We start from the raw sequence: 18,883 nt of genomic DNA, 5'->3' as shown, positions 1-18,883 counted from the left end.
CCCCTATAACGCAGGGGTGCGAAAAGCCAGTCTGACCAGGTTGAAGACCTCGCGGGCTGCGTATCGCTTGAGGCATCGGATGATTTCACATCGGGTCTAGCCCTCCTGAGTGCGGCGTTCGTAGTACTCCTGGGTGCGTGGGTCGTGACGCAGGCGGGTGAAGACGATGCGGTGCAGGGCGGCGTTGGCCTGCCGGTCGCCGCCGTGGTTGAGCCGGCGCGTGCTCCGCCGGCCGGAGGAGCACTCGATGGGGTTGACTCCGCAAAGGGCAGCCAAGGACGCTTCGGTGTTGAGCCGCTCAGGGTTGTCCCCCATGGTGATCAGCAGGGTGATGGCGCTGTCCGGACCGATACCCACCGGTACGAGCAGTTGCGGCGCGTGGCGTTCGACGAGCCAGGTCAGTCGCTGGTTCAGCTCATTGATCTGTCCGGTGAGCTGCTCGATGCGTTCGGCGAGCATGCGTAATGTCATGTGGGTGGCCTGGGCCACCGCGTCCTCGTCTCCCCCACCACCATCGTGCGGGCCGAGGCGCGCACAGGTGCGGAACAGCTCGGCGTTGCCGAGGCTCGACATGCGTTCCCGCAGGGCGGGGTCGGCGATGATCAGGACGGCTTTGAGCTGGTTGATTGCCTGGGTGCGGGCCTTGACCGCGGAGTCCTTGGCGAGTTTGTAGATCCGAGCGCTGTGCACCGGACCGTCGCCGGATTTCGCCCGGGATCGGGCTCGACCGCTGAGCACGGCTCGCGCTGCGGCCTGGGCATCGAGCGGGTCCGACTTGCCGAGCAGCCGGCGGGCAGAGCGGTCGGGCCGGTTCACTTCGAACACCTGAATCTGCTGAGCGAGCAGATAATGGGACAGGCCCGCACCGAAGGTGCCCGTGCCCTCCACGCCGGCCCGGCGCACCGTCCCCCGCTTGCGGGCCCAGACACGCAGTTGTCGGTAACCGGCCGCCGTCGCGGGAAGGGACTCGGTTCCCAGGACCTTCCCGAGCGGGGAGATCACGGCGGCGACATGCACCTCGCCGTGCGTGTCCACGCCCAGGACGACCCCGCGCCAAACGGACGCCGCGACGCACCTCGATCATGAAGAACCTGTCCCATCCGAGCCTGACCGGCATGTCGCACTCAGACCGAACGGGCCGCCTACCAGCGCCGAGGCGCCGACCGCCAGCCGGGCAGCCGCGGCGGCGTCTTCCCCAAGAAGATCGGCGACGAAGAGCCCGTCGTCCTCACTATCCTGCATCTGCGCAAGTTGTGATCTATGGACGTCCTCGCCGAGGCGTTGGACGACGTCAGCAATTCTCGATCGGCAACACGGTCCGCGAGATCCGCCCCCCGCTCGCCGAAGCCGAACTCCTCCCGTCTCCGGCCAGTACCCGCTACCGATCCGCCGCTGATCTCCTCACCGCAGCACAAAGCGAAGGCGCCACCCCGACAGGTTGAATCCTTACGGCTTCAGTGGGTGCGGCAGCGCTGTCAGGAGGCGCCGGACAGGACCGCGTCGATCGCGTCCACCAGGCCGGCATGGGCGTTGGAGGCGACGAGTTGGACGCCGGACAGGCTCCGGGTGATCGTGCTGCCGCGGCCCGGATGTGGTGGGCATGATGAGACGGCCGGTTCGGCTACTGCGCCCTCCTCCGCGGCCAGGTCCACTTTGAGTGCCGCAGTTCCTCGCTTGGTACGCCGATGGCACGGCCCTACTGGCCGACGGCCCCAGCTGCCCGGATGCCAGCCGGCCGAGAGCATGCCGACGGCACCGGAAAGGTGCCTCGCACGCGGTCCGCTGACGAAACCCGAGCGCATGGCATGTCAGTGGCAGGTGTGAGGATGACGGTATGTCATACACAGACGAGTTCCGGGCTTTCGCCTGTGAACACGGCGTCTCCGATGAGGCCATCACCCGCATCATGTGGTGCATGCAGCCGTCCGTACACCTCGACATGGTCGATCCGGCGGCTGTCGGCCCTCACGACATCGTGGTCGGTCACACCGGCGGCCTGCCCGAGCTGCCCACCGGTGTTCCCTGGGAGGGCGGGGAAGTCTATGTCGCCGGCCTGGACCTGGCCGCGATACCGGAGCAGCCCCTGTCCCTCAATCTTCCCCGTGAGGGACACCTCCTGTTCTTCACGAACGTCGGCTACGAGGACGACGAGTCCGCACCGGTGGTGTACGTACCGCCAGGCACCGAGACGACCGTACGACCCGCACCCGCGGGCGTCTCGGTCATTGCCCCGTACAACACGTGGACAACACAGGTCCTTAAGCGCCGGACACTGGTCTACCGCCCCGGTACATCATGGGACCCCCTGGGCTGGACATGGGCTCCCGAGCACCAGTACGACCATCCCCGGGCTCTGATGCCTGACCTCGATGACGTCCACGAGGACGACAGGGAGACGCTCCGTCCGCTTCTGGAGGCGATCACGGAGTACGCCGAGCGAGTCGGGAGCATCCCCTTCGTGCACCGGACCTGCACCCTGCGGGGGGAGTTGTTGAGTCCTCGGGACTACTGGTGCCAGTACGGCAGGGAGTTCTTGGACCGGTGCGAAGAAGCTGTGGTCACGCTGAGGAATACGCCGGAGAGGTTCGACGAGCTGTATGCCGAGGGTCTGGAGAAAGCGTGGTGGAAGGAGGGCGGCCCCTGGCTGAACCTCTTGGAGTTCGGCGAGTCCGAAATGTTCGACACCGGCGACGGCGAGGTGAGTTGGATCATCCGCCGTGAGGACCTTCTGGCGCAGCGCTTCGACCGCGTCATGCAGTCCTATTACTGCTGAATATTCCCTCTTCTCCCTGCTACGCCCGGCGGGTGTCGGAGCCGTGCGCCCAGGTCGGAAGCTCAGTTCGCGCAGCCGACCGACCCGCATCATTGCTCCATCTCGCCGACTGCCCGACGGGCGCCGTCGAGGCCCTACTCGACACCGGCGTCCGCGTCGGCACGGTGCTCATCATCCGCCTGGCGAGCATCGCTGCCGACCGCTCTTCGACCGCTCCCGGTACCGGAAGACGGGCGCGGGGCGGCCGTCGACGGACCGGTGGTTCGTGCACCGGCCACCCCGGACCGGAGATGCCGACGGCGGAGCGCGTCGGCGTAGGTCTGTCCGAACGTGACACACCAGCGACGGACCGTCTCATGCGAGGCGATCGCGCGGGGGCGTGTGCGCGAGCCGCCGGGGTCAGCCCAGCCAGTGGTGCTCGACCTTGTCGAACCGTCTGGCGTGGAGGTCGTCGCGGCTGATCAACCAGCTGATGTCACCGTCCATCCAGCCGTACTGCAGCGACTCCATGTTGAAGGTCGCGAGGTGCAACAGCGGTTGTTCGGGCAGCTCCCGCCACGCCCGGTCGTACACCTCGTCGAACCGCTCCGGGTCGTCCCGGAGTGCGAGGACCGCCTCCTCCCGCAGACGCTGGAACGCCTCGGTGACGTAGTCCCAGCTGTCGTGGACGTTCCGCTGCACCCCCCGCAGTTTGTCAGTGCTGTTGTTCATGGCCGGCCGGACGCCGACCTTGGCGGCGTACTCCTCGACGGCGGCCTCCAGCCGAGCGTGCCACTCGGCCTCCTCGTCCTCCACCTCGTCCCAGATGCCCCCGTACTCCTCGCCGATCAGCCAGGCGTGGGCGTCCCAGGCGTCGTCGCGGGAGGCCACCATGGTCCTGCGCTCCAGCACCATGTGGGAGGACCCGAGACGCAGGTCCAGTGCGCTCGGGACGGGCACCGGGGCCACAGCCGTCTCGGTCCCGGGCGGTATGTAGAGCGCCTTGCCGCCGCCCGCGTCCGACCAGGTGAACAGCAGGAGATGCCCCTCCCGGGGCAGCCTGTCGTCGAACAGCGTCCGGGGCACCGCCGCGAGGTCGAAGGAGGCGACGAAGACGTCGCCCATGTCCCACTCCATGTCCAGGGGCAGCTCCGGCGCCCCTCCGATGTAACCGATCACCCGGTCATCGGGCCGGACACTCCCCGGGGCCTTCCAGTCGAAGTACACCGCCGGCTCCATGCTCCACAGCAGGCGGGTGATGGCGTCGTCGGAGACTCCGTGCCGCCGGGCGAAGGCCCGGAAGGCGCTGCTGCGGGACGTCTGCCCCACAGGATCTCCGGAGGGGCCGACGGTGCTGGTCCAGTTGTCCACGAAGTCGCTTTCTGACGAGGGATCGGTGACCGGCACCGTGCGGGCGGGCCCGATGCCTGATCGACACGGTAAGGCACCCCTCCGACAACGTCCTCGCAGCCAACTACCAGCGGCCCTACGGCTGTCCACACACCGCGTCGCCCTTCGGCCATCGCCGCCCGTGGCCGAGGTCTGCTGTCCCACCAGCCGACCGCGAACCTGCGTCAGCCCCGCCGCTGTGAACGCCGAGTCCCACCGCGAACAGCTGGCAGTGCCCCCTGTTCTCCGAGCCGGCCATTCGGGCTGTTGGGCGGGTCATGGCTGAAGCAGGCCGGCGATCTCCCCCTCGGTGAGGGCACGGTCGAAGACCGTGACGTCCTTGATGCTGCCCGGGAAGTGATCGACCGGCCTCCTGCCGTAACGGCCCCGGCCGATGACGAAGGGCCCCTCGGACCAGATCAGGATCCTGTCACGGATCGCGCCCTCCTCGACGCCGTTCACGAAGAGGCGCAACTCACCGGCGACGCTGTCGCAGACACCGGTCAGGTGGGTCCACGCACCGGCGACCGGTACGGACATCGACGTGACGCGCAGGTCCGGGCGGGCGAAGGCCCATCGGCCTTCGTCGGAGGAGTACTGGAGGTAGAAGCCGCTGGTTTCCTCGCCGTCCTGGCTGACCGCGGTGACGAAGTGGGGAGGGATCACACCGAGCCGGACCCACGCGCCGACGGTGAAGCTGCCGCGTGCCGTGTCGATCAGCGCGCCTTCGGTGGCCACTTCGCTGCTGAACCCGTTGAACTCGGCGCCCTCACCGTGGCGCGTTGCCCATCTGACCGCCGTGGCCGTGGCGTGGTGGCGTCCGGCGGCGTCCGTTGCTCGCGTTCCGGACCGTTCGTCGAGCCGCCAGGCCGCGACGGGGCGAGGCACCGCCGGCACCGAACCGGGGCCGGGCACGGCTCCCGCGGAGACCGGCGAGTACCCGTGCGCCGGACCGAACCCGGATGCGGGAACCGCTTCCTCCGCGTGGACGCCGGAGGCCGGGACCATCACGTCGCGACGAAGGGACCGGCGGGGGTCGCCCGGCGCGGACGCCCACCCGCCGGACGACCCCGACGGGGAGAGCGGCGCCCCGGCGTACTGGGTGAACAGCTCCGCGAGGGTGGCGGGCCGCGTGGGCCCACCGGTCTCTCCGGCGGTGGCCGGCCGGCCGGCTGCCGGCATACGCGGGGCCCAGGGAGCGGCCGGGGCCACCCGGCGGAGAATCTGCTGCGGCGCGGGGCGCAGTGCCGGTTCCTTGGCCAGGCAGTCGGCCAGCAGGGCGCGCAGCTCGGGATCCGGGACGCCCTGAAGGTCCGGGGGCTCGTACACCACGCGGTAGAGCATCGCGGGCGCCGATCCCACACCGAACGGACCGGTCCCGGTGGCGGCGAAGGCGAGCACCGCGCCCAGGGAGAAGACGTCGCTGGCCGCGGTGATCTCGCCGCCGGCGACCTGCTCGGGGGACATGAAGCCCGCCGAGCCGATGGTGGCCCCGGTCCTGGTGAGGGCGGTGGCGTCGAGCGCCCGGGCGATGCCGAAGTCGATGACGCGCGGGCCGTCGTCGGTGAGTAGCACGTTGGAGGGCTTCAGGTCGCGGTGCACCAGGCCGGCCCGGTGGATGGAGACCAGGGCCTCGGCCAGCCCCGCGGCCAAAGCGGCCAGCGTCACCGGGGGCAGGACCCCCTGTTCGACGACCGCCTGGTGGAGCGAGGAGCCGGGGATGTAGCTGGAGACCATCCAGGGTTGTTCGGCCTCCGTGTCGGCGTCGATCACGGGGGCGGTGAAAGCTCCCCCGACCAGACGCGACGCCTCCACCTCGCGTCGGAACCGGTCCCGGAACTCCGGCTCGTGCACCAGCGACGCGTGCACCACCTTGATCGCCACGGACCGGCCGCTCGGCGAACGCCCGAGGAAGACCCGCCCCATGCCGCCTTCACCCAGTCGGCCCACCACCCGGTAGTCACCCAGGAAGTCTGGATCTCCCTGTTCCAACGGCTGCACCACGACGAACTCCTCCCGTACACACGCATCGAACCTGAGCAGCTTACGAGAGCGCAGTGGTGCCAGCGGCCTCACAACTTCCGGACAGCGACGCGGCGTTGAGCGGCAGCCACCGTCGGAGCAGCTACCGGCCGGCCGTAAGGGAGGTGCCAAAGGTGTGGAAAGTACCGCCGCGAGCGCTGCGGGGGTAGTGGGCATGCCCCGGGCCGCGTGGGGACGCTGCCGACGCTTCACGGAGCATGCCGTACACCGAAAGGGCCTGTGTGGCCCGGCACTTTTGCGGTGGGTCAGTAGATCTGGAGGGCGTGAAGCGTCGCGTTGAGTCCTTCGGCGTCGACCAGGGTGGACCACTTGTTCATGGTGACTGCTCGAGCGCCCAGGAACATCGCGACGTTGTTGTCGCCGGAGGTGACCTTCGAGACGTTGGGAAGCTGAAGGGTCACAGTGCCCCCGTTGGCGAAGCACATGGTCCGTGCACCGCCGTCGTACCAGACTTTGACGAAGTCGGTCCTGTCGCCGCAGTCGGTCTGGTTGATCGCGGCAGCCTGAGAGGCCGGAAGGAGAGCCGTCAGGGCTGCCGCCGCCGTCACAGTGACGGCGATGCGCGAAGTGGAACGCTTCATGGCTATTGATCCTTTTCCCATAAGGTGCGGCCACGGTGTGCCGCTCTGACGACGACCGCCTCGTACAGGGAGGGGTCGTCTTGTCCTGATCATTCGTGTGGAATGCGCCGGTCCTCGCATGCCGCAGCGGGGCGGCATCTCGGTGGGGCGTTCCGACAGCCCCTGCACGTGAGCCACGAGTTGGCGTGCCCGCACCGGTTCACGTACTGGGCCGCTTCGACCAGGCGGCCCGGTAGCGGTTACTCCCTTTCTGGGCTGAAACGGCGCACAGCTGCGTCGCGCCGTGTGCCCTCGAACAGCGAAAGCGTCGGTCGGGCGGGTGTTCCCGCGCTGAACCGGGATGGTCGGGCCGAGCGTCCTCGCTCGGCTGGGATATGCGAAGCCCTTCCACAAGCGCGTCGGTAGAGAGCTGAGTTCTGGACCTGCCACAGGTGGGCGGGCCTGTGCAAGCGGTCGGTCAGTCGACGAGGGCGGTGGCTTCGATTTCGACGAGGACGCCCGGGTCGAAGAGGCAGTCGACGCCGATGAGTGACGCCGGGGGGAGGGGCTGGGGCAGCCCGATCTCGTCCGCGACGCTTTCGACGCCCGCCATGAAGGCGCCCATCTTCTCCGGCTTCCACTGGGTGACGTAGACGGTCAGTCGGACCACGTCGTCGAACGTCGCGCCGGCCCCGGCGAGACCGCGTGCGGTGTTCCGCAGCGCCTGCGCGACCTGCCCGGAGAGATCTCCCGGCGCGACGGGGGTCCCGTCCGCGAGGCTGGAAGTCTGCCCGCTGACGTGGACGTGTCTGCTGCCGGTGCCGACGGCGACGTGATGGTAAGGCGCGGGCTGCAGCAAGCCCTCGGGGGTGAAACGTTGGACGGACATGGTGGTCTCCTTCCGGTGACGGACCTCGTATACCTTTGATACCTAGGAGTCACAGGACACTTCAACGAGACCAGGTTTCATGACCGATACCGCCTCTTCCCACGACGACGAACTGAGCATCCCGGCGCCCCACCGCGAACTGCTCGACCAAGTACTGGACAAGTGGTCCTTGAGCGTGCTCAGCGAGCTGTGCGAGGGACCGCGCCGGTTCAACGAGCTGCGCCGTGCGATTCCCTCGGTCACACAGAAGTCGCTGACTGCCACCCTGCGCCGACTGGAGCGCAACGGCATCATCGAGCGCGAGGTCGTGAGCTCCAGGCCGGTCGCAGTGGAGTACCGGGTCGCTCCGCTGGGGAAGACCATGCGCCCGCCCGTCGATGTCCTCCTGGACTGGGTACGGACATACATGCCCCAGATCGAAAAGGCACGGGAGTCCTTCGACGCCAGGTGAGATGCTGAGCGGGAAGGCCGCCCGCGCTTCGCGACACGTTTCTGCCTTCATCGGCGGGGCGTAATCCTTCGGACCTACCCCGCCGGGTCCGTTGTCGGGAGACAGGTGACCGGCAGCTCCCAGGAGACCGGCAATCGGCTGGGGGCCCAGTCGACCGACGACAACGTCGGCGGGCGGACCCATACCGGATTGCTCACCGCGGACGGCCACTGGCAGGCGCGGGCTCCGGCTCACGAACGTGGCCCGAGTACTGGGGTGAGATCGCATGCCACGTCCCTGGCGGCCGAAGCCGGATTCGCCGCGGTTGCCATACTGCCTTCATGTTCACGCTCCTCGCCGTGCTCGGCTCCGTCCTGTCGGTCGGCCTGGCCGCTTGGGCCGCCGAGCGTTCATTGCGTCGCACTCGCCGGCAGACCAGGTACGGGCGGTACGCACCGTGGGTTCATCCGCGAGGCCGGCTCGCCGCACCGCTGAACCGGGTGGCCGACAGCCGACTGCTGCGGAGGCTGTGTGAGCGCATCCCCTCAATGGTCTTTGTCAGCGACGTGACCGACGTCGTCTACGTCAACTACGTGGTCGATGCTCACCGCATCGCACCCCTGGTCCCACCCGGCCTGGAACTGCAGCGTCTCGGCAAGAGCGGCGACCAGGCGATGGTGACCTTCCTGAGTTACCGCCATGGACATCTGGGGCCAGCGCTGCTCGGCCGGTGGCGGCGGCTCCTGCCCTCCCCGCTGCAGAGCAACTGGCGGATCTACGTGCGCCACCCCCGCACAGGTTCCCTGGGCGTCTACTTCCTCAGTACCGCTGTCGATCGCACGGTGCACGCCCTCGGTGCGCGCATGGTCGCCGAGGGGTTGCCCATGCACGTTCTTGATCGAGCTTCGATACTCGTTGCGCAGGACGATCGGATCGATCTCCTTCTGGCTCCGGGGCGCGGTACCGCCCCGGACGCCGAGGCCCACCTCGTTCCGCTGCCCGAGTGGCCGACGGATGGACCCTGGCGACGCGCTTTTCCCGACTACGGGAGGATGCTCGCCTACTGCGTGCCTCAGGACCGTGCGCTCTCGGTTCAACCGTGGCACGGACAGGTGACCCGGCAGGAGATCTCTCTCGGTATCCCACTCGATTCCTGCACAGCTCTTTCCGGGCCGGTCGTGTCCGCAGCGGCCAGTGCTCTCGTCGGAAACGCCGAACCGTTCGCTTTCCTGGTACCGCGTGTGAGGTTCTTTCTCGAGAGTGAAGAACGCGATCCACTCTGAATTGGGGCAAAGGCGGACCCGGACCGGTGGGCTCTCTTCGTTCGAGTGCCGGCCGCGAGGGCTTGATCAGGGCATTGTCGGTGGTCGCCTCTAGTGTCTCCTCCATGACGCGATCATCGGGGACCCTCGCCTATGCGCGTTTCTCCGCGTTCGAAGCCTCGGCGGACGGAAGCCTCTTGGGGCTGGAGACCTCCCGAGGCGCGACGCCCTCCGGCTTCCAGGACCATCCCCGGTTCTTCTCGGGTTTCCTCACCAGTCCCCAGGCAGCCGCCGCCGGCCTGCTCTCGGTGGCCGACATCGCCGCCGCCCGCTACTACCGGCCTCACCTACCGGCTTGGCTGGACCCGGTGGCGACCGGCAACGGCGACCGGCTCCGCTTCGAGTCGTTCTCCGGCTGCTGCGGTGTCTACGCACGGCTCGACGTGCTGGCAGACGCACTCGACGGAGGAGAGATCGGGCACGGCACCAGCAACTTCGACGTCAACAACCCGTTACGTGAGGCGCTCACGCGCGTCGGCCCCACGCGATCCGGTCCATCTGCGGGTGGGGCCTGACGAGTTGACGGTGACCACACTGGGCGGCGCGGTGGTGGAGAAGAAGGTGCCCCTGCCCGACCGGTGGTTGCGCGGCTTCGCGGAGGCGCAGGCGATCGCCTCCGGGTTCGACCTGCGTGCCGAACTGCCCGCGTCCGAAGCAGTCCGATTCCTGCGGTCCCTTCCTCACAGCGGTGGAAGAGAACCGCGCGGCCCCGTTTGGTTCGTGCCGGCCCGGCAGGGCTCAGGCCCACCACGTGTCCCGCACCAGGAGCGGTGTGCCTGCCCGGACCGGAGCGGCTGGCCGCGTTTCACCGTGTGCTGCGGCACGCTACCGCGCTGCGTGTCTACGGTCCCGTGGGGGACGGCCGGGCGGCCACCGCGAGTGCCTGGGAAGCGGTTCTGCCGGGCATGCGCCTGACGCTCACTCTCTCCCCGGACCCCGCAAGGGGTTTCTCCGGTGAGGGCGGCGTACTGGAGGCACTGGCCGACGACGAGACCGTCCAGGACGCGGAACTGGTGGCCGTGCTGCTGGCGTGGGAACCGCGGATCGACGTGAGTGCTCTGGCCGCGGCCTGCGGGGTGACCACCGCGCGGGTCCGGTCGGCGCTGATGCGCCTGGCGACCTCCGGCCGGGTGGGTTACGACACGGCCGAAGCCGCCTATTTCCACCGGCAGCTGCCCTACGACTCCGGTCTCGCCGAGCGTCACAACCCGAGGCTGCGGCATGCCCGTGCCCTGCTGTCGGCCGGTGCCGTGACGCTGGACGGCGCGATGGGCACCGTCACGGCCGAGGACGGCCACACCCACCGGGTGCGCGAGGACGCCGGCGTCTTGAGGTGCAGCTGCCTGTGGTGGGCGAGATACCGGGGCGGACGCGGCCCCTGCAAGCACGCGCTGGCGGTACGCATGGCACGACGGGAGAGGAACAGTTGAGCAAGCTGATCGAAGCGGTGCGCGGCGGGCGGACGGACGACGTGGTGACGATCGTGAACGGCATGACGGCCGCCGAACGGCGCGGGGAACTGCCGGCGCTGAAGGCGTTGCGCAAGGAGTTCCGCGACGCCTGGGTGACGCCGCAGCTCCAAGCGGCCTCTCCTGCGCTGCTGGTGGCGGGCGTCGCCGGCCAGAGCGGAGCGGCGGCCGTCGCGTCCTGGCTCACAGCTTCCGGCTGGGAGCGCATGTGGGTGGCGGAGAAGAGATTCATCCCCATGCTCGAGGAGCGCCCCGCCGAATGGCTGACGGAGCTGGCGCACCGGATCGCCGACCGCAGGCCCTCCACGGACATCCGGTATCACCTTCTCGAAGCGATCGTGCAGGCGGCCCGATGCCCGATGCCGGTGACCGACGCCTCCGTGCACGCGTGGATACGCAACATCTACGGCAACAGCTGGAACACCGACGTGATCGCCGAGCGGTTGAGACAGTCGCCCTACCTCAGGCCCATGGTGGCCGGCCTCTTCACGGCAGGGGGGACTGGCCAGGCGCTGAACAGCGGCCACTCCAACAAGGACAATCCCTGGCTTCTCGCTCTCGCGAGGCTCACCGCAGAAGGCACGCTCGACCGCGCCACCATGGTCGACGGATGCCTGGGGCGGCTGTTGCGCGGCGGCACGGCAGTGGACCAGCGTGCGTCCCACCGGCTGCTGCTCGACCTCGACCTGTCCGCCGAGGAGCACGCCGGCCGTGTCGCCGACTGGCGGGCCCTGGCCGCCGACGCGCTCCAGCCCGTCGCCGTCCACGTCCAGTCCGTCCTCGCCGAGCTCGCCCTGACCGGCTCCCTGCCGACGCATGACCTGGCCGACATGACGCGAGCGGTGCTCACCCGGCCGGAGAAGAACCTGGTCCGAGCTCAGCTGAAACTGCTGGACACAGTGGTCACCCGCGACACCGCCACAGCCGACGCACTGCTCCCGGCCGCGTCCCACGCCCTCACCCACGAGGACACCGAAGCCCAGGAACGGGCCCTGAAGCTGATCGAGCGGCACGGGACACATCTGACCGACGCCGCCTCGCGTGAAGAGATCCTCACCTCGGCCGCGCCCATCGCCCCCGGCCTGCGCACCCGAGTGGTCGAAGCCCTGGGAACCGGAGCGGAAGAAGCTCCGCACGCGGCCGGCGAGGACACGCTGCCGCCCGTTCCGTCCCCGGTCGCGCTCGCGTCGCCGCCGGCCTCAGTGGCGGAGACGGCCGAGGAGACCGGCGCGCTGCTGGCCTCCCACGGCATCCTGCCCGTCGCCGACTTCGAGCGGACCCTGGACGGACTGGTGCGCTGGGCCCATGAGGATCGAGCAGCACTGCTGGAGGCGCTCGAGCCGGTAGCGGCGACGCGGTGGTGGTCCCGCACCTGCCGCCGGCCTCTCCCCGACGACTCGGTCCCCTCCGCCTTCGCCCCCTCCCATGTCCGCTTCACCCCGCGCCTCGCCCTCGACCTGGTCCTCGCCGGCCTCCACCAGCGGATCACACCGCGCACCGCGAAGGCAGTGCTCGACGGCGGGGGCGCGCATGCCGGATGCCTCCCGGACGGCCCCTTCCGGGCCCGCTTCTGGGAGATCGCCCACAGGTTGCTCACCGATCCGCAGCCGTTCCTGCTGTCGACGCCGAGCTGGGACAACGGGCTGCTGGAGCCAGGAGAACTGACCGACCGGCTGAAGACGTACCAGCGGCTGGGCGCCCACGTCGGAGCGTGCGACTTCGCACAGGCCCTGCTGCGGGTGCGCACCACGGACCGGGCGGCCGCCGAGGCCGCCGCCGAGCGGGCCGCGGTGCTGGGCACGCCCGAGGAGCGGCGGCTCGCCGACTGGCTGCGGACCGGCGGCCTCACCGGCACGGTCCTGCACCGCACGGTGACGGACCGGACGACACCGGTCGTCCGGTCCGGCGAGATCACCGCCTTGCACATGTTCCCACTCGCTTTCCGTGAGCTGGGGAGTCCGGCACTCGGTTCCCACCACCGGTGCTGGTGCGCCGCCACCGCGGCCGTCCAGCAGACCCACTGGCCCGCCCTCCTGCCGGAGCACCCCGAACTCATAGCCCTGCGGCTGATACAGCACGTCCTGCCCTGCGCCCGGTACCCCGAGAAAGATCCGGACGTCTGCTCCGTCCTGCCCTTGCTCGCGCAGTCACCCGGCGCGAGCGGGCCCGCGACGTCCCTGGTGGTGGCCGGCGGGCTCGGCGTCCAGCGCCAGGAGGACAGAATCGCCGCGGTCGACGCGCTGCTGCTGTTGGCGGCACAGAAGAAGCTGGATCCCGGTGCGCTCGCCACCGACCTCGGTGCGCTGATGCTCATCGGGATCGTCGCTCCGAGCCGCCTGGCGGAGTCCCTGGGAACGGCCGCGTCCACCGGCGCGTACCGCACCGTCTGGACCGTGCTGCGTGACGCGCTGCCACCGCTCCTGTCCAAAGACCTCTCCCCCGCCGAGTCCCGTGGCCTCGGCGAACTGCTCACCGTGGCCGCCGAGTGCGCCGAACGTAGCGGAGCCCGGGGCGAGATACCCGGACTCGACCCGATAGCCGCCCGGCGGGGCAGCTCACGGCTGGTGAGCCAGGCCCGTCGCCTACGCGCAGCACTTGCCGGCACGTAGGTCCGAAGAGGCGCATCCGCCCGGGGGATCCTGCTGCGGGGCGCGTGGTGCGGCAGGGACGGTCCGATGCCGGCCGGCTCGAGCGGGAGGTGGTCGGCCTCGGCGGCACGGAGTGCGGCCGAGGCCGACCCCAGGACCTCCGAGCGCGACAACTCCTGTCGCACGGGCAGCGGTCAAGCCGAGTCGGTCGAGGGCGACGACGGCGGGGTGAGTCAGGCTGGTTCGCCGTGGGCCCGTACCGCCGCGATCGACGAGCTCGGCCATCTTCGTTCTCAGCGGTCCCAGCTTCCCCCGCACCGTCACCTCCAGGCCGAGCTGCTCCCCTGCGCGGGCGGGGCCCCACACGCGCGCCGTTCTTCTCTCGCGCGGTTGGGTGTCACGTGCGCAGGTGAGACGCGCCGTTGAGGTCGACGATGGTTCCCGAGGCCCATGCCGCGGCCGGGGAGGCGAGGAAATGCACCGTGGCGGCGACCTCTTCCGGGGTGCCGACGCGCCCGAAGGGGCTCTCCACGCGCAGACGTTCTCCTTCCGGGCCGGACAACTTCCCCGTCTGCCGTTCGGTGGCCACGAACCCGGGCGCGACGGAGGTGACCGCGATGCCGTGCGGAGCCAGGGCCACGGCCAGTGACTGACCGAGGGCGTGCAGGGCGGCCTTGGTGGCCCCGTAGGCGGGGAAATCGGGTTCGCCCCGGAACGCGCCGCGCGAGCCGATGTTCACGATCGCCCCGCCGGTGCCCCGGTCGACGAGGTGGTGGGCTGTGGCCCAGCACAAGTCGGCCGCGCCCAGCAGGTTGACGTCGACCATCCGCCGCCAGACCTGCTGCCAGTGCTCCAGCGGGGTCTCGGCGATGGGGTGCCGGGTGTCCGCCGCGGGTGCCACGGCCGCGTTGTTCACCAGCACGTCCACGGCACCGAGCGCGGCCACCGCCTCGGCCACGGTCCGCTCGGCCGCACCTGGCTCGCCCAGGTCGGCCTGCAGCAGCGTGTGCCCGGTGCCGGGAAGCTCGCGCACCGTCCGTTCGGCGTCCGCACGGCGACCGGCGTACTGCACCGCGACACGGTCACCGCCGGCGGCGAAGGCCCTCGCGACGGCGCGGCCGATGCCCCGCGATCCACCGGTGACGAGCACGCCCCTCATCGGGCGAACACCATCGACTCGTCACGGAAGGACTTGAACTCCAGGGCGTTGCCCGCGGGGTCGCGGAAGAACATGGTCCACTGTTCGCCGGGTTCACCGGGAAAGCGGCGATGCGGTTCGATGTCGAAGCGAACCCCCGCGGCTCGCAACCGCTCGGCGAACCGGTGGAAGGACTGTTCGGGCAGCAGGAGACCGTAGTGCGGGATCGGCACCCGGTGCTGTCCCACCACGCTGGTACCCGCCGGCTGCGGCACGGTCGGCACCAGGTGGGTCACCAACTGGTGGCCTTCGAGATTCCAGTCCACCCAGTGGTCGGCGCTGCGCCCCTCGGGCAGACCCAGCACCTGTCCGTAGAAGCCGCGGGCGGCGACCAGGTCGTCGACCGGGACGGCCAGGTGGAAAGCGGGTCGGCGTGGCATGGGGGTCCCCTCTGGTGGAGTCGGCGGCCAGGGCAGCCTGACCCACCCGATCTTTCAATGTCAACATTAGGACAAGAGTCGACTGGAAGCCCGGGGCGAGTCGCCTGGCCGGTCTGGTGGTTGCGATTGTCCGGATGTCAACATGGCGGCATGTCATCTGCACTGCCGAAGGCCGCCCGGCGCGGGCTGGCCGACGAAGCCGCCGACCTGGTGCGCGCCGCGATCTTCTCGGGTCACTTCCCGCCCGGAGCCCCACTGCGCGAAGTGGAGTTGGCCGAACGCCTCGGGGTCAGCCGTGGCTCGGTCCGGGAAGGACTGGCCCGGCTGGAGCACGAGGGGTTGGTGCGTGGCGGCTGGCACCGCGGCACCACCGTCATCAGGGTGACGGCCGAGGACGCGCAGGAGGTCTACGCGCTGCGGGCCGCGTTGGACCGCCTGGCCGCGACCACCGCGCGGCGAGCCGCGACCGCGGAGCAGCTGTCCGCGCTGGATCGGCTGGTGGCCGAGATGGCGGCCGAGATCGCCGAGGGCGGTGACGCCCCCCGGCTGGTGGCGCTGGACATCGCCTTCCACGACCAGATCTACGCCGCGGCCGGGAACGGCAGGCTCACCTCCGCCTGGGAGGCGATCCGCTCTCAGGTGCACCTGTTCCAGCTGCGCCGCGTCGACGTGGCCTACGACCACTACCGCGCACGCGTGGTCGACGAGCATCGCGAGCTGGCCGCTCTTCTGCGCTCCGGCGACATCCGGACGCTGGCCCGCCGGGCCGAAGAGCATGTGGAATCCGCACGGCGCAGTCTGCTGGCCGGTCTGCCGACCGCACCGTGACGTCAAGCACCACGTCAGGCACCGAGGCGTCCGGCCGTACCTGAGCGTGCCCCGTACGCGCCAGGCAGCCGGAAAGCGGCGAGTGGCTGTGGGTGGGCTCCGGTTCCGGTTCCTCACCGCGTCGCACCGGCTCGGATCTCCCGGCGCAGGGCGGGACCGGCCAGGCAGACGCATGCCAAGACAGTGCTGAGGAGTCGCGGCGCTTCACCAGTCGCGGCGCTTCACCTGCGACGGGTGGGAAGCACTCGGCCTGTGCCGCCCTCGGAGAGCGAGGCCGTCGTCGACCCGGACAGGGGTGTGACTGTCCAGGGTGTGCTGTTCCCAGGGTAAGCGCACCCTCCCTCGCCCCTACGGCAGTGCGTCGCGCCGCTCTAGCCTCGACGTATGGACAGAGAGAAGGAGCTCGTCGACAACACGCTGGGGGGTTTTCTCCGGGCGCGGCGCGCCCGCCTGCGCCCCTGCGACGTGGGGATTCCCACCTCCGGTCGTCGCAGGGTGCCCGGTCTGCGACGTGAGGAGGTGGCCGCCCTCGCGGGGGTGAGTTCCGACTACTACACGCGTCTCGAACAGGGCCGCGAGCGGCATCCGTCCCGGCAGATCCTCGAGGCCGTGGGGCGGGCACTGCAGCTGGACGGCGAAGCGATGGCCCACCTGCACCGCGTGGCCGGCCCGACCACCCGCCGGACACGCCGAGCACCGCGCGTGGAACGAGTCGCCCCGCACCTCAGGCGTCTCCTCGACACGTGGCGTGACACGCCTGCCTTCGTCATGAGCCCCGTACTGGACATCCTGGCCCGTAACCGGCTCGCGAGCGTTCTTCACGCCGACTTCACTCACAGTGACAACCTGTTGCGCATGACGTTCCTGGACCCGGTCGCGCGGCGGTTTCACCGGGACTGGGACCGTGCGGCCGAGTCGACGGTGGCCACATTGCGCCGTGCGGCCGGCATCGATCCCGAGGATCCGCGCTTGAGCCAGGTCGTAGGTGAGCTGTCCCTGAGAAGTGCGGACTTCTCCACGCTGTGGGCGCGGCATGACGTGCGCGCCAAGACGCGGGAGGCGAAACGCTTCCACCATGCTCAGGTCGGTGACCTGGAACTGCACTTCGAGTCCTTCACCGTCAACAGCGCCCCGACGCAGCAGCTCGTCGTCTACCAGGCCGAACCAGGCACGGCGTCCGCCGACGCACTGTCCCTGCTCGGCTCCCTCAGTGCCGGCGCAGTGGCCGAGGAGCCGGCGGCCGGCGCCGCGCTCGACTGAGTCGCCGCCGTTCGGGCCGGGTCCACCGGCCAGGCCCACACGTGAGGGACGAAGGGCGGGCCGGCCTCTCCGTTAGGTTGGAACAATGAGCGACACCACTCCCTTGGGAAACTTTCTGAGAGCACGGCGCGAAGCCCTCAAGCCGCAGGACGTGGGGCTTCCGGAGCACGGGCGCCGGCGGGTGCCGGGGCTGCGCCGTGAGGAGGTCGCCATGCTCGCCGGGGTGAGCGCCGACTACTACATGCGCCTGGAACAGGGACGGGAGTCCAGCCCGTCCCCGCAGGTGATCGACGCGGTCGCCGCCGCCCTGCGCCTCAGTGACGAGGCGCACGACCATCTGCGCAGGCTCACCAGGGCGCCCCAGGAACGTCGCGGTGTTCCGGCCGGCGACGACAGGGTCCACCCCCACCTTCTGCGGCTGATCGACGGCTGGCCCGACACCCCCGCCTTTGTCCTGGGCCCGGCCCTGGACATCCTGGCGCGCAATGCGCTCGCCGCGGCCCTGCACAGCGGATTCCAACGGTTCGACAACCTGGCTCGCATGGTCTTCCTCGACCCGGCGGGACGTGCCTTCTACAGGGACTGGGACGACTCCGCCCACTCGTGCGTGGCCGAACTGCGTGCGGCCTTCGGACACGACCCCGAGTCCCCGCGGATCACCGAGGTCGTCGACACGCTCCGCGGGAGGAGTCCCGAGTTCGCCGGGCTGTGGGCACGGCACGAGGTCAGGAGCAAGACGCAGCAGGAGAAGTACCTGTCGCATCCCGAGGTGGGTGCTCTGGAGATCCAGTTCTCGGCCTTCACTGTCGGGGGAGCCCCGCATCAGCAGCTGGTCGTCTACCAGGCAGAGCCGGCGAGCGCCACCGCGGCCGCCTTCGCCGTGCTCCGGTCCGGTGCCGGCGAAGAGGCGTCGGTAGAGGTGGTGCGCGAGGTTTCGCTGTCGTCCGGCAACAGCTGACTGCTGAGTGGCCCCTCGTGTGAAAGGGCCCTGGACGAGAGGGAGGGCTCGCCGGCCGGCGACGAGCCCTCGCTGTGGCATCGGAACGTGTTCGGGCCTGTGAGGGCAACCGTGCCTTGTACCGTCGGCCGCCCGCTCCTGGAGTCGGCCCGAGAACCGACGGCCCCTCGGGAGTCCAGGATCAGGTCCCTCAGCCGCGCGACCCCGTACCTTCCCGCCGGACGCGCTGATCGCCCTCACGGTAGAGCACCAGATGCTCGTGGAAGAGAACGCCGTCACGAACGTCCCCCGTGGCGGTGAAACCTGTGTCGTCGACGTAGTCGATGTGGTTGCCGCTGACGGTGTACCGGCCGGTGTAGGCACTCCGGCGCCGTCCGCGGGCCTCGTCGTAGCGGCCGTTCGGCAGTAGTTCCTGGCGGATGAATCCGTCCGCGGTCACCCACATCCCGACGTACGGGTGCGGAGCGCGAGGCGTGTCGTTGCTGGTCATGGCTTCACTCTCGGCCCCATGACGGAACGTGGCCAGGCCGCCGCGTCCCCGGGTACGGGCTTCCTGGGAGCCGTGCACCCATGATCGCGGAACGGAGCGGGAGTGACGTGCCGGGGCGGACAGATTCCCCGGACGCTCTGCGCCGGGCCTGTGCCGTGCCCGTCATCTCCCTGCCGGCCATGGTGCCGGCCCCTTCCGCTCTCCTCCGGCCGGGCATGGGTGGGTGCCGTGCACCCGGGTGCACGGCGGCCTGGTTCCGCTTGTCCGGCCGGACGAACCTGGTGGTCATGCGGCTGCCGTGACGCCGAGCAGCCGCGACCCGCCCGT

15 protein-coding genes and 3 pseudogenes are annotated in these 18,883 nt (G+C 69.9%); 9 read left to right on the top strand and 9 right to left on the bottom strand.

The window, feature by feature from the left end:
* Window positions 1–3: 3 nt before the first annotated feature.
* Window positions 4–1,041, bottom strand: a pseudogene (locus tag ACZ56B_RS01020) (IS110 family RNA-guided transposase).
* A 17-nt stretch (window positions 1,042–1,058) separates the two neighbouring features.
* Here ACZ56B_RS01020 and ACZ56B_RS01015 point away from each other — a divergent pair.
* Window positions 1,059–1,442, top strand: a pseudogene (locus ACZ56B_RS01015) (ISAzo13 family transposase); the annotation flags it as partial.
* Window positions 1,443–1,475: 33 nt separating this feature from the next.
* Here the strand turns inward: ACZ56B_RS01015 and ACZ56B_RS01010 are convergent.
* Window positions 1,476–1,652, bottom strand: a complete 177-nt coding sequence (locus ACZ56B_RS01010; RefSeq protein WP_166025849.1) for a hypothetical protein — start codon at window positions 1,650–1,652, stop codon at window positions 1,476–1,478.
* A gap of 182 nt (window positions 1,653–1,834) precedes the next feature.
* Between ACZ56B_RS01010 and ACZ56B_RS01005 the strand changes: the two genes are divergently transcribed.
* Window positions 1,835–2,773 carry a DUF1963 domain-containing protein gene (locus ACZ56B_RS01005; RefSeq protein ID WP_166025880.1) on the top strand — a complete coding sequence of 313 codons (939 nt, stop codon included), beginning with the start codon at window positions 1,835–1,837 and terminating at the stop codon, window positions 2,771–2,773.
* Window positions 2,774–3,172: 399 nt separating this feature from the next.
* Here the strand turns inward: ACZ56B_RS01005 and ACZ56B_RS01000 are convergent, their stop codons facing one another.
* The 4 genes from ACZ56B_RS01000 to ACZ56B_RS00985 form a co-directional block, all read right to left on the bottom strand.
* Complete coding sequence (locus tag ACZ56B_RS01000) at window positions 3,173–4,081, bottom strand: DUF1963 domain-containing protein (RefSeq protein ID WP_468784855.1); 909 nt, start codon at window positions 4,079–4,081, stop codon at window positions 3,173–3,175.
* Window positions 4,082–4,417: 336 nt separating this feature from the next.
* Window positions 4,418–6,145, bottom strand: a complete 1,728-nt coding sequence (locus ACZ56B_RS00995; protein ID WP_468784853.1) for a protein kinase domain-containing protein — start codon at window positions 6,143–6,145, stop codon at window positions 4,418–4,420.
* Between the two features lie 284 nt (window positions 6,146–6,429).
* Window positions 6,430–6,765: a beta/gamma crystallin domain-containing protein gene (locus ACZ56B_RS00990; protein WP_085575403.1), complete on the bottom strand. Its 336-nt coding sequence runs from the start codon at window positions 6,763–6,765 to the stop codon at window positions 6,430–6,432.
* Between the two features lie 457 nt (window positions 6,766–7,222).
* Complete coding sequence (locus tag ACZ56B_RS00985; RefSeq protein WP_061441703.1) at window positions 7,223–7,633, bottom strand: RidA family protein; 411 nt, start codon at window positions 7,631–7,633, stop codon at window positions 7,223–7,225.
* 79 nt (window positions 7,634–7,712) lie between these two features.
* On the opposite strand from ACZ56B_RS00985, the gene ACZ56B_RS00980 reads away from it, so the two are divergent.
* The 4 genes and pseudogenes from ACZ56B_RS00980 (at window position 7,713) to ACZ56B_RS00965 (ending at window position 13,463) form a co-directional block, all read left to right on the top strand.
* On the top strand, window positions 7,713–8,084 hold the full coding sequence (locus ACZ56B_RS00980; protein ID WP_061441704.1) for a winged helix-turn-helix transcriptional regulator: 372 nt from the start codon (window positions 7,713–7,715) through the stop codon (window positions 8,082–8,084).
* 320 nt (window positions 8,085–8,404) lie between these two features.
* Window positions 8,405–9,346, top strand: a complete 942-nt coding sequence (locus tag ACZ56B_RS00975; RefSeq protein ID WP_085575404.1) for a DUF2071 domain-containing protein — start codon at window positions 8,405–8,407, stop codon at window positions 9,344–9,346.
* A 104-nt stretch (window positions 9,347–9,450) separates the two neighbouring features.
* A pseudogene (locus tag ACZ56B_RS00970) lies at window positions 9,451–10,815 on the top strand (SWIM zinc finger family protein).
* Window positions 10,812–13,463, top strand: a complete 2,652-nt coding sequence (locus ACZ56B_RS00965; RefSeq protein ID WP_468784850.1) for a DUF7825 domain-containing protein — start codon at window positions 10,812–10,814, stop codon at window positions 13,461–13,463. The pseudogene ACZ56B_RS00970 and the gene ACZ56B_RS00965 overlap by 4 nt, the downstream one beginning before the upstream one ends.
* Before the next feature lie 376 nt (window positions 13,464–13,839).
* On the opposite strand, the gene ACZ56B_RS00960 is transcribed toward ACZ56B_RS00965, so the two are convergent.
* Together ACZ56B_RS00960 and ACZ56B_RS00955 are read right to left on the bottom strand one after the other, a co-directional pair.
* Window positions 13,840–14,601: an SDR family NAD(P)-dependent oxidoreductase gene (locus tag ACZ56B_RS00960; RefSeq protein WP_077797455.1), complete on the bottom strand. Its 762-nt coding sequence runs from the start codon at window positions 14,599–14,601 to the stop codon at window positions 13,840–13,842.
* The gene (locus tag ACZ56B_RS00955; protein ID WP_468784847.1) at window positions 14,598–15,020 is read right to left on the bottom strand and encodes a VOC family protein; all 423 of its coding nucleotides are present in this window, start codon (window positions 15,018–15,020) and stop codon (window positions 14,598–14,600) included. Before ACZ56B_RS00955 ends, ACZ56B_RS00960 begins: the two co-directional genes overlap by 4 nt.
* 150 nt (window positions 15,021–15,170) lie before the next feature.
* Between ACZ56B_RS00955 and ACZ56B_RS00950 the strand changes: the two genes are divergently transcribed.
* The 3 genes from ACZ56B_RS00950 (at window position 15,171) to ACZ56B_RS00940 (ending at window position 18,066) form a co-directional block, all read left to right on the top strand.
* Window positions 15,171–15,848 (top strand): GntR family transcriptional regulator, encoded by a 678-nt coding sequence (locus ACZ56B_RS00950; RefSeq protein WP_061441710.1) that lies wholly within the window; start codon window positions 15,171–15,173, stop codon window positions 15,846–15,848.
* A 384-nt stretch (window positions 15,849–16,232) separates the two neighbouring features.
* Window positions 16,233–17,108 carry a helix-turn-helix transcriptional regulator gene (locus ACZ56B_RS00945; protein WP_030856485.1) on the top strand — a complete coding sequence of 292 codons (876 nt, stop codon included), beginning with the start codon at window positions 16,233–16,235 and terminating at the stop codon, window positions 17,106–17,108.
* Window positions 17,109–17,193: 85 nt separating this feature from the next.
* Window positions 17,194–18,066: a helix-turn-helix transcriptional regulator gene (locus ACZ56B_RS00940; protein WP_085571301.1), complete on the top strand. Its 873-nt coding sequence runs from the start codon at window positions 17,194–17,196 to the stop codon at window positions 18,064–18,066.
* Between the two features lie 190 nt (window positions 18,067–18,256).
* Here the strand turns inward: ACZ56B_RS00940 and ACZ56B_RS00935 are convergent, their stop codons facing one another.
* Window positions 18,257–18,556, bottom strand: coding sequence for an Atu4866 domain-containing protein (locus tag ACZ56B_RS00935; protein WP_061441713.1), 300 nt, complete (start codon window positions 18,554–18,556; stop codon window positions 18,257–18,259).
* Between the last annotated feature and the right edge of the window lie 327 nt (window positions 18,557–18,883).

The sequence above is a fragment of the Streptomyces sp. NPDC034670 genome, assembly GCF_055574875.1.
The sequence above is the reverse complement of the archived record's forward strand: the minus strand, read 5'-3'. Positions and strand labels throughout refer to the sequence as shown.